This is a genomic window from Pseudomonas sp. JV245A (assembly GCF_032424515.1).
Taxonomy (GTDB): domain Bacteria; phylum Pseudomonadota; class Gammaproteobacteria; order Pseudomonadales; family Pseudomonadaceae; genus Aquipseudomonas; species Aquipseudomonas protegens.
In genome coordinates, this window is sequence record NZ_VYKE01000035.1 from 36,997 (window position 1) to 47,605 (window position 10,609).

Annotated in this window: 10 protein-coding genes; 8 read left to right on the plus strand and 2 right to left on the minus strand. The window is 64.0% G+C overall.

All coding sequences use genetic code 11. The features are described from left to right. Positions 1 to 2: 2 nt before the first annotated feature. A complete protein-coding gene (locus F6S12_RS12830; protein ID WP_315868954.1) occupies positions 3 to 980 on the minus strand; it encodes a LysR substrate-binding domain-containing protein in 978 nt (325 codons plus the stop codon). 136 nt (positions 981 to 1,116) lie between these two features. On the opposite strand from F6S12_RS12830, the gene F6S12_RS12835 reads away from it, so the two are divergent. From F6S12_RS12835 to F6S12_RS12855, 5 genes are all read left to right on the plus strand, one after another. Beyond that, positions 1,117 to 2,418, plus strand: a complete 1,302-nt coding sequence (locus tag F6S12_RS12835; protein WP_015636032.1) for an NAD(P)/FAD-dependent oxidoreductase — start codon at positions 1,117 to 1,119, stop codon at positions 2,416 to 2,418. Between the two features lie 51 nt (positions 2,419 to 2,469). After that, positions 2,470 to 3,558: a polyamine ABC transporter substrate-binding protein gene (locus tag F6S12_RS12840; protein ID WP_041118815.1), complete on the plus strand. Its 1,089-nt coding sequence runs from the start codon at positions 2,470 to 2,472 to the stop codon at positions 3,556 to 3,558. Between the two features lie 10 nt (positions 3,559 to 3,568). After that, a complete protein-coding gene (locus F6S12_RS12845; RefSeq protein WP_315868955.1) occupies positions 3,569 to 4,831 on the plus strand; it encodes an FAD-dependent oxidoreductase in 1,263 nt (420 codons plus the stop codon). Between the two features lie 132 nt (positions 4,832 to 4,963). Further along, entirely contained in the window at positions 4,964 to 5,359 is a 396-nt protein-coding gene (locus tag F6S12_RS12850) for a hypothetical protein (RefSeq protein ID WP_015636029.1), read from the plus strand. 151 nt (positions 5,360 to 5,510) lie between these two features. Further along, entirely contained in the window at positions 5,511 to 5,978 is a 468-nt protein-coding gene (locus tag F6S12_RS12855) for a DUF6368 family protein (protein ID WP_015636028.1), read from the plus strand. A 115-nt stretch (positions 5,979 to 6,093) separates the two neighbouring features. Here F6S12_RS12855 and F6S12_RS12860 read toward each other — a convergent pair whose 3' ends face one another. Further along, a complete protein-coding gene (locus F6S12_RS12860) occupies positions 6,094 to 6,666 on the minus strand; it encodes a type 1 glutamine amidotransferase family protein (protein WP_152686276.1) in 573 nt (190 codons plus the stop codon). Between the two features lie 307 nt (positions 6,667 to 6,973). On the opposite strand from F6S12_RS12860, the gene F6S12_RS12865 reads away from it, so the two are divergent. From F6S12_RS12865 to F6S12_RS12875, 3 genes are all read left to right on the plus strand, one after another. After that, entirely contained in the window at positions 6,974 to 7,990 is a 1,017-nt protein-coding gene (locus F6S12_RS12865) for a fimbrial protein (protein ID WP_161466997.1), read from the plus strand. A 507-nt stretch (positions 7,991 to 8,497) separates the two neighbouring features. After that, on the plus strand, positions 8,498 to 9,931 hold the full coding sequence (locus tag F6S12_RS12870; RefSeq protein WP_315868956.1) for an RtcB family protein: 1,434 nt from the start codon (positions 8,498 to 8,500) through the stop codon (positions 9,929 to 9,931). A 257-nt stretch (positions 9,932 to 10,188) separates the two neighbouring features. After that, positions 10,189 to 10,578 carry a RidA family protein gene (locus F6S12_RS12875; protein ID WP_011061860.1) on the plus strand — a complete coding sequence of 130 codons (390 nt, stop codon included), beginning with the start codon at positions 10,189 to 10,191 and terminating at the stop codon, positions 10,576 to 10,578. Positions 10,579 to 10,609 lie beyond the last annotated feature (31 nt).

Below are 10,609 nucleotides of genomic sequence, written 5' to 3' on the forward strand. Positions count from 1 at the left end.
AGTCATTCAGCCTGGGATTTACTGCCACCCAGGGTGGGCAGGGCTGCTGCAATCGCCCCAGCCAGGCCTCGTGCCGCGGGCAGATCCCGTTCGGCTGCCTGAGCCTGGAACCAGTTCAATACGGTTTCGCAGGCCGGATGCGCGGCGCCGCTGTCGCGTAGCCACAGGGCATAGACCCCGCCGGTCTTGAGCGCCTGGCCAAAGGGGATCAGCAGGCTGCCCCGGGCAATCGAGTCCTGGGCCAGGATCAGGTCCGTCATGGCCACCCCCAGCCCCCGAGCCGCGGCGTCCAGGGCCAGGTCGTCGAGGTTGAACAGCAGGTGCTTGTAGCTGTGGGGTGTCTGGTCGTCCTGGGCCTGCAGCCAGGCGGTCCATTCCTGGCGGCTGGTAGAGCCGTGGATCAGCGCGTGCCCGGCCAGTTCCTCCAGGGAGCGCGGCGGCAATTGCCCGTCACTGAGCGTTGGGGCACACACCGGTACCAGGTATTCGTCGAACAGCGGGGTCAGCGGCCGCTCGTCCAGGCCTTCCGGCAGGTACAGCACATAGGCGTCGCAATCGCCGCCGGGGTCTACCGTGGCCCCGCCCACGGTCTCGATCGACAGGCACAGCCCGGGGTTGGCGGCGTAGAAACCGCTGAGCCGCGGCAGCAACCAGCGCACCGCCAGGGAGACAAAGATGCGGATGCGAAACGGCCGGTCCAGGGGCGCCGGGGCCAGGCGTTCCTGCAGGGAGCCGAGGGACCTCAGGACTTGGGTGGCCACCGTGCAGACATCGCGCCCCTGTTCGGTCAGCGAGACCCTTCGGCTGCTGCGCTCGAACAGGCTGACCCCATAGTGCTCCTCCAGTTGCTGGATCTGCCGGCTCACCGCGCTCTGGGTCAGGTGCAGGCGCGCCGCGGACTCGGTGAAGCTGTGGGTCTGGGCCACGCTGACCAGGGTCTGCAGGGCCTGCAACGAGGGCAGTCGAAGAGGGTTATCCATGCGTTTTCCGAATAGATGGATGAATTAATAACGTTCGAAATAAAGCCGTCATATCCATAGATTGTAGGCATGTGGCGCCGGGTTGAGTGTTCTGTTGAATGCTCCGGGCGCATGGATTGTGCAGGAGTGACAGGCTTTGAACAATGTATGTGGCTGGATCGCCCTGGCAGGGCAGACTTCCCAGCGGCCAACCCTCAAGGGCCTACAGAAAGCCGATTGGCTGATCATTGGCGGTGGCATCACCGGCCTCTCGGCGGCCCATGCCCTGGCGCGGATGTTGCCCCAGCAACGCATCGTCCTGCTGGATCGCCAGCGGGCGGCCCAGGGGGCTTCGGCGCGCAACTCGGGGTTTGTGGTCAGCCATGAATTGCCCGGCGCCGATGAGTTGCTGGGCCGGCCCGGCCACTCGGCCTATCAGCTTGCCTGCGGCATCGGCATCGCTGCCGGTGAAGAGGTGCGCCGGCGCATTGACGAGTTGGGCATCGAGTGCGAGTTCGACGCTGGCGGCTATCACTTCGCCGTGCACCAGGGGCAGCACTTGCAGGACAGCGGCGCCCGAGTCGCTACCCTGAACGCTGCGGGCGCCCAGGCCCAGTACCTGGAAGGCGCGGCCTTGCAGCAGCGCCTGGGCAGCGGCTTCTACCAGCGGGCCATCCACTGCGCCGGTGGCAACGCGCTGCTGCAGCCGGCCAAATACGTCAAGGGCCTGCTGGAGCGCCTGCCGGAGCGGGTGGAGGTGTTCGAGAACAGCCCGGTGCAGGACCTGCAGCCTCTGCCGGGCCGGGGCTGGCGGGCGGTGACCGGGGAGGGCGAGATCCAGGCGCCCCAGGTGCTGGCCTGTGTCGGTGCCTTTCTGCCCCGGCTCGGAGTCCGGCACAGCCGCACCTTCCCCCTGGAGCTGAGCGCCAGCATCACCCGGCCCCTGCAGGAAGATCACTGGCAGCGGCTGCTGGATGAGCAGGGCTGGGGCGTGCTCTCCACCTTGCCCGGGGCGGCCACGGTGCGCCTGTTGCCCGGGCGCCGCCTGCTGATGCGCAACACCGTCGAGTATCGCCAGCGCGATCTCGGCCCGGCGCAGTTGGCGGTGCGCCGCCAGGAACACCTGCGGGGCCTGCAAAAGCGCTTTCCCGGCATTACCGATACCGACCTGCAATACACCTGGACCGGGCACCTGAGCGGCACCCGTTCCGGCGAGCCGTACTTCAGCCGGGTCGCCGAAGGCCTGCACGCGGTGGCCGGCTGCAACGGCTCGGGGGTGGCGCGGGGCACCCTGTGGGGCAGGCTGCTGGTGGAAATGGCCGCCGGCTGCGACTCCTCGCTGCTGCGGGACGTGCTGTCCCAGGCCCGGCCCGGCTACCTGCCACCCCGACCGTTTTTCGACATTGGAGCAAGCTTGCGCATGGGCTGGGAAGTGCAGCGCGCGCGACACGAACGTTAACCGTCGCGGCGAATGAAACGCCGCAATAATAAGAGCACAGAGGGCGGCAACATGATCAATCGCACCACTACGGCACTGTTATCCCTGGCCTTGTGCGCCGCAAGCGTCCAGGCGGCCGAGACCGTGAGCATCGCCAACTGGAGCGGCTATATCGCTCCGGACACCCTGGCCCAGTTCACCCAGCGCACCGCAATTCAGACTACCTACGACGTGATCGACAGCAACGAGACCACCGAGGCCAAGCTGATGACCGGCGGCAGCGGCTATGACCTGGCCAGCCCGTCCAACCACTTTCTGCCGCGGCTGATCCAGGCCGGGGCGATCCAGCCCCTGGATCGCAGCAAGCTGCCCAACTGGAACAACCTCGATCCCAAGCTGATGAAGCTGCTGGAAACCAGCGACCCGGGCAATAGGTACGGCATTCCCTATATGTGGGTGACCGTGGGCATCGGCTACAACGTCGACAAGATCAAGGCGATCTTCGGCGACACCGATGTCACCCAGTCCTGGCAGCTGCTGTTCAAGCCGGAGAACATCCAGAAGCTCAAGCAGTGCGGCGTGGCCTTTCTCGACAACCCGACACAGATGGTGCCCATCACCCTCAATGCCCTGGGCCTGGACCCCCACAGCGAACAGCCGGCGGACCTGAAAAAGGCCGAAGCGGCGCTGCAGGCGATCCGCCCCTCGATCCTCTACTTCCACCAGGCCAAGTACGTCAGCGACCTGGCCAACGGCAACATCTGCGTGGCCGTGGGTTTCAGCGGCGACGTGCTGCAAGCCATGGCCACCGCGCAGCAGGCAAAAAACGGCGTGAACCTCGGCTACAGCATCCCCAGGGAAGGCTCCACCGTGGCCATGGACATGGTGGTGATTCCCAGGAACGCCCCGCACCTGGACAACGCCTACGCCTACCTGAACTACCTGCTGGAGCCCAAGGTGATCGCCAACATCAGCAACTTCGTGCAGTACGCCAACGGCAATGCGGCGTCCTTGCCCTACATCGAACCGCAGTTGCGCAGCAACCCGGCGGCCTACCCGCCGCAGTCGGTGCTCGATACGCTGTTCCCGATCAAGACCATGACCCCGGCCGGCATGCGCCTGAGCACTCGCCTGTGGACCCGGGTCGTCAGCGGCACATGAGGAGCACGGCATGATTGCAAGTCAGCAACAACGCGGCCACGCCGTGGTGGTGGGGGCCGGGGTGGTGGGCCTGGCCAGCGCCCTGTGGCTGCAGCGCCTGGGCTGGCGGGTGACCCTGCTGGACCGCCAGCCGCCGGGCAGCGGCACTTCCTTCGGCAATGCCTGTACCTTCGCCACCTATGCCGTGGAGCCAGTGGCAACCCCCGGCATCTGGCGCCAGGCCCCGGGCATGCTGTTGCGGCGCGACAGCCCGCTGGCGATCCGCCCGGGTTACCTGCCACGGATCGCCCCCTGGCTATGGCGCTTTTTGCAAAGCTCCAGCGAGCCGCGGGTCAAGGCCATCAGCCATGACCTGCACAGCCTGCTCAAGCCCTGCATGGGCGCCTGGCAGGCGTTGTTCGACGATGCCGGGGCCAACGACCTGGTGCGCCATGACGGCTCGCTGTACATCTTCGAGGCCCACGAGCGGCAGAGCGCTATCGACATGCTGGCCTATCACCAGGGGTTCGAGGTGCCAATGCGCCTGGTGCAAGGGCCGGAGCTACGGGCCATGGAGCCGGCCCTCAACGCCCGTGCGGCCCTGGCGCTGGAACTGCCCCAGGTCAGCCGCACCCTCGATCCCTTCGCATTGAGCCAGCGCTTGCTGCGGTGCTTCATCGAGCGCGGTGGAGTGTTTCGCCGCGATGAGTTGCAGGGGGTCGAGCGCAGCGCCCAGGACGGCGAGCGGGTGCTTGCCCGCCTCGGCAGTGGCGAGCAACTGCCCGCCGAACGCCTGGTGTTGTGCAGCGGCGCCTGGTCCCGCCGCCTGGCGCAGAGCCTGGGGGACGAGATTCCCCTGGACACCGAGCGCGGTTATCACGTGCTGTTCGATCAGGCTGGCGGCTTGCTCAGCCGCCCGGTGTGCTGGGGCGCCGGCGGTTTCTACCTGACGCCCATGGCCCAAGGGCTGCGGGTGGCGGGCACGGTGGAATTCGGCGGCCTCGACGCCGCGCCGGACCCGCGCCGCTATCACTACCTGGCCCGGGCGGCGCGACGCTTCCTGACCCTGCACCACGAACCGGTTTCCCGGTGGATGGGCTTTCGTCCCTCGCTGCCGGACAGCAAACCGGTGCTCGGCCAGTCGCGGCTGCTGCCCCAGGTGCACTACAACTTCGGCCATGGTCACGTTGGCCTGACCCTGGCCTCCATCAGTGGGCAACTGGTGGCGGAACAGGCCAGCGGGCTGACCCCGAGCGTGAACCTGCAACCCTTCCTGGCGGGGCGTTTCCGCTAGTCACGCAACAGCGGTGGTTATGGGGAAGGGAAACGGTCATGTTCATCTGCTACAACGGCTTTTTCCCTCGACAGACCTGCCCGGCGGCCGGAAAGGCGTCGGGGGACCTACGCTAGCCATGGACGCGCCCCTATGCGAAATGCACTTGTGCTGACCTCCCTGTTCCTGTGTGCCGGCGCAGCTTGCGCCGAAGACCCCGCCTCGGTACTGGGCCATGGTTTTGGTTCCCTGGGCTGCATCGACCTCAAGGACCCCGACAGCAAGGCCACCTGCGGCGCCCGCGCCCTGTCCAACGGCACCGGTTGCCACGGCCTGTCCAGCCAGGGCATGCGCGACAAATGCCTGGATGAAGCGCTGTACCCGCAAAGCAGCGCGAGCCGCAGCCGTACTGCGAAGGCGGCCCAACCAACGGCCCCGGTGCCCGCCCTGTCCAGCCAGCGCCTTGTTCAACCGCCTGCGCCCTTGTTGACGGAGGGCGAGGCGAAGCGATTGGAAGAGGTGTTGGGGGTCAATGGTTCCAGGCGCTGAGCTTGGCTATTGCACCACGGGCTTTTATGCTCCCGGTCCGGTGAATGCACTGACCGGCAGCGGGCTTGAGCATTGAGGCCTGCTGATGCAGCGAACAAGGGCTCGCCTGTTATCCCTGATGCGGATGCGGTGCGCTGGAGGAGGTGACTCAATGGCCGGGCCGACTGTCAGGGTGCTTTTACCGCGCCAGATCGATGGCTTGCTCGAAAACCGGGTGCGGGCCTGTCTGGCCGCAATTGCGGATCAACCCTGGGCCGGTACGAGCTCGTTCTTCATTGGCGGTAGCCCCATGCTGTTTGGGATGGGGGCCGAATATCCAGGGGAGCTGGCGGAATATGCCGGGCTGGCCGGGCAACTGGGATGGCTCCCTGAAGACATTCTGAGCCTGGCGGCCATGGATAAAGACCAGGCGGATCACCAGCGCCTAGGGCAGGCGGCGCTGACCTTGGCCCGTCACCTGGATGGCGTGCTGGCCTTCGGCGCCAGCATCCGTGCCTACACCCGGGACAGCGAATTTCTGGCGGGGCTGGCGATCCTCGAGCATGAGGGCGAGAGCATTTTCAGCGCTGCGGACTTTTCGGCATGGTTGGGCCACCGGAATTTTCGGCTGGTGAAATAATCCACGGCACACGCCCGCACTGCCGCCCACCCACTACCTTGCGTAGGCGCTGGCTTGCCAGCCAAGGCGGCCGGGAGATCGCTTTCGCCGGCAAGCCGGCTCCTACAGGGGAGGGTCAGGCTTGCTGGCGGTGCTCGGCGGCGTGCAGGCCCAGGTAGAAGGTCAGGTTGTCGTCGCTGATGCCCAGGGCGCCGAGAATCTGTGCCATGAAACTCACTGGAGCGCTGCCCGGGGCGGTGACCACGCGCTGGTCCGCTACCGCATGGGGCACATCCTGGTAGTGCGCGGCGCCGGCATAACCCACCGCCAGCAGGTTGTCCGCCGAATTGGAGGTGTGCTTGAGCTGGTCCAGCACCCCGGCCCGGGCCAGTTCGCGGGTGCCGTCGCAGATGCCGGCGAGGACCAGCTTGCGCTCCTTGGCCGCGCGTAGCAGTTCGCGGATATCCGGCGCCTGGGGGCTTTGCCAGACCGTCCCGCCGCAGACCATCAAGAGGTCCACCTCATCCAGACGAATATCTTCCAACGCCAGGTCCGGGGTCACCCGCAGGCCGCCCATGGAGGTCACGATGGCGCCCTTGGGTGAGGCGTAACGGCAGTCGAAGCCATAGTAGCCACGGCCGGTGGCGTTGATCAGGGCGGTTTCCCAGTCGGCGAAATTGTCGCAGACAAGGGTAATGGCGCGGGTCATGGGCAGCTGTCCTTGCTGAGGCGAATGAGTATTGGAGGGCGCGCAGAATAGCCCGATTTCAGCGACTCAATGGAACATTTCGTTGCTGGGCAAGGGGGGGAGGGCTGCTGTCGTTGGCGTGTTGCTGACCCCTGCAACAGCGCTTTGTAGGATAAGTCCTTGGCTCCTGAGGATTTATCGACAACGTTCTGTGTTCGGGCTGATAGGTGCCGTGATCGGGGGGGCTTAAAGTCGAAGTTTGGGTCGCCTCGTCCTCAGTGGAAAGAGCGCCAAACGTCGTGGACATTTGAACAGGCACCGTACTTTCATGAAGCGCAACCTTCTGCTCTCGGCTCTTGTCCTGTTGTTGTCGCTATGGGGTGGGGGCCCGGCGTATGCCGGCGGGGAGTTCTCTCCCGAGTCATCGATCATTCAGTTGCCTGCCAGCATTTACATCAGTGCAGGAACCATGAATGGCGACGTCATTGCGACCACCGCAGAGGTGGACTCGACGATGAGGGATCCATGGCCGCAAATATTCAGTTCCGAGCCCATGGTCTACAAGCTTCAAGGCGCTACGCTGGCCCCCGGTTACCACAATGTCTATTTGAGCAATGTGGCTGGAGTCGGATTCAGGTGGAACGCCAAATGGAGATGGCGTGAAAATCAGTCCGGGTCCAGCCAGTATCTGGTGGGGAGTGGAAAGTCACTCGTAAAACTCAGATGGGTCAAGGGTGATGCCTACAAGCAATCCATGTGGCTGGAAATCATAAAGATCGGCGACATCCAGAGTGGGACCTTGGCTGGTAACGGGTCGGTGAACGTTGCGTTCAACTGCGTTGGTATCTGCAACTCCAAAGGCTGGACGGTCTACACCAGCGGCAAAAGCGCAGTGACGGTGCAGCTCAGAGTACCGACATGCAATGTGTCCAGCTCGCAGATTTCAGTGCCCCTGGGGCGAACATCGAACATGACCTTTTCCGGAGTGGGGAGTACCTCCAAAGCGGTGCCCTTCAAAATAAACCTGTCATGTTCGGGAGGGGATGCGGGGGCTTCGATCGGGGCTTATGTCTCGTTCATAGATGTGAACAACTGGGCTAACCAGGGCAGCACCTTGTCGCTGAGCGCCGGGTCGACTGCCTCGGGAGTGGGGGTGCAGATCCTCAAGGGAGCGACTGTTCTCGGCTACGGTTCGGGCTCTGTCAATCGATGGTGGGCGGGGAATATCTCCGCTGGGGTCTCGAGCTACGACATTCCACTGACCGCACGTTATGTCCAGACCGCTTCGCGAGTCACCCCAGGAACGGTCAGTGGGATGGCGACCTTGACGATGAGTTATCGTTGAACGGTTTCGCCGTTCAGGGTCTCGGCATGCGCTGGGGCCTTTTCATCTCATGTAGCGGGCAAGGATAATCCGCGCCGGCCTGTAGCGAACGCCTGCTGGTTCGTTCAGGTAGAAGCAGTTTGGCCCTGGCCGGCTGCCACTCTGATTTTCCCCGCCCCAAGTCTGCCCCCCGAGCAACAGCAGTTACTACGGCTCAAGACCCAGAGCTATGCCCAGGGCCGCTTCCTCTGGCAGCAGACCCTGGCCCACCTGCCGCCAACTGCCAGGCGCAGAAGGTGCAGATCAAGGGCGTGCGCTTCGACTTCTGACCCCACGCAGCTCTGTAGGAGCCCGCTTGCTGGCGAAGGCGTCTCGCCAGGCGCCTCCTTAAATAATTTCTCCCCGGCTATTTACATCCACAGCGTCATTCCCCCATTATTCGCGCCGTCTAAGTTTCGCTGCTGACCAGACAATTCCAGCCACCAAAAGGGTGGTTGTTTTGTTGCGTCCAAGAAAAGCAGTTGAAAAATGACCAAGACTCCTCTGAAAAGAATTCAGCACAAGCTCGCCCGTTCCGGGGTGGCCATCGAACGCCTGAATTCCAATTCCCTCTCTATCTCGTCCACCAATGACGCCGGCCTCAAGGTGGATCTGCTGCTGCCCGACAGTTTTGCCATCGAAGAGAAAGCCATCCTGCAACTGATGGATTTCGCCAAGGTCGCCCACCCCCATGGCGGCGAAGTGAAGTGCGCCTGCGCCACGCCGGATTTCCATACCGGCAGCCCGATTCCGGTGGGCAGCGTGATCGTCACCAGCCACGACATGGTGGTGCCGCAAGCTATCGGCACCGACATCAATTGCGGCATGCGCCTGCACAAGCTGGGGCTGAACTACGAGCAGTTCATGGCGCAAAAGGCCAAGTGGACCGCCCTGGTGCGTGGCGATCTGCTGGAAGGCACGCGCAATATTCCCACCAGCCCCACGGCCATGAGCGCACTGTTTGCTTCGGGGCTGGGGGATTTCTGGGCTCAGGTACAGCAACAGGACCCGATCGGGCTGTTTGCCGGGGCGGATTTCGCCCAGTTGCAGCGTGAGCTTTCGGGCCTGCATGAGTCGTCCTTTGCCCGCGGCAGCGCCGACTATGCACCGGAGGCCCTGCAAGACTTTTCGCGCAAGATCCTTCGCGACCCGGGCCTGGGTTCCCTGGGAGGTGGTAATCACTTTGTCGAGATCCAGGTGGTCACTGAACTGGTGGATCGCCAGGCCTGTTTCGCCCAGGGCCTGTCCGTGGGGCAGGTGGTGATGATGATCCACACCGGCTCTCGCGACGTGGGCTTCTATGTAGGCCGACGCTGGATGGACAAGGCCAAGGCCCTGTGGCCGGCCGGGATCAAGCATCCCGATTCGAAGATCTTCGCCTTGTTTGGCGAGATGGCCGATGAGTACCTGCTGGCCATGCACAGCGCCGCGCACTACGCCGACGCCAACCGCGCACTGATCGCCGAAATGGTGCGCCAGCGCACTCGGCAGGTGTTCGGCGCGGGCATCGAAGCGCCGCTGATTGTCGATGTACCGCACAACATCGTACTGCGCGAGGAAGGCGGCAACGTCCACCGCAAAGGCGCCACACCGGCCTATGCCGGGCAGCCGCTGCTGATTCCGGGGAGCATGGGGCATGACTCCTACCTGCTCACCGGGCTGGGCAACGAACGCTGGCTGCGCTCGGCCAGCCACGGCGCCGGACGCTCCATGTCGCGCAGCGAGGTGGTGTTCAAGGCCAAGAAGGACAAGGCCTTCCTCGGCCTGCAGGGCGTGGAGTGCATCACCACCAAGGAAGAGCGGATGATCGAAGAAGCACCGGGGGCCTACAAGGAAATTGGCCAGGTGATCCAGTCCCAGGTGGAAGAGGGCACGGTATCGGTGATTGCGCGGTTTTCGCCGATCCTGACGTTCAAGGCGTAAGCACGAGAGGGCTGTGGGGCGGGGAGGGTATTCGGGTTTGCCGTGCAACTGGACGGCCGATCCATGGTCGCTCCCGGCCCGATTGTTCTGGCCCCCCCTGTCATGTTCCGTGTTCCCCATGGCACACTCCTGCGGAATTTATTCCGTTATTTGATATTTAATTCCGTTGTAGCGGAATTATTGCTGTGTGACCCAGGCCGCCTTTGTTTTTCCGAGGGTGGTCTTGTCTGCTCAGCCTTCAACCAGGAGAACCTCTCATGAGCATCACCCGTTACGGCACCGGTAGCACCGCAGGCGGTGGCCAGCCGCGTCCTTTCGCTCGTGCGGTCGAGGCCGATGGCTGGCTGCATGTGTCCGGCCAGGTGCCGGCGCTGGATGGCGAGATCATTCACGGTGGGATCGTCGAGCAGACGCATCAGACGCTGCGCAATCTGGTGGCCATTCTTGAAGAGGCCGGGTATGGCCTGGAGGATGTGGTACGGGTTGGCGTGTGGCTGGAAGACCCGCGGGATTTCTGGAGTTTCAACAAGGTGTTCGGTGAGTACTTCAAGCCCGAACACGCGCCGGCCCGGGCCTGTGTGCAGGCCAGCATGATGGTGGATTGCAAGGTCGAGATCGATTGTGTGGCCTACAAGAAGAAGGCCTGATGGCCACGGTCTGTAGGAGCTGGCCTGTAGA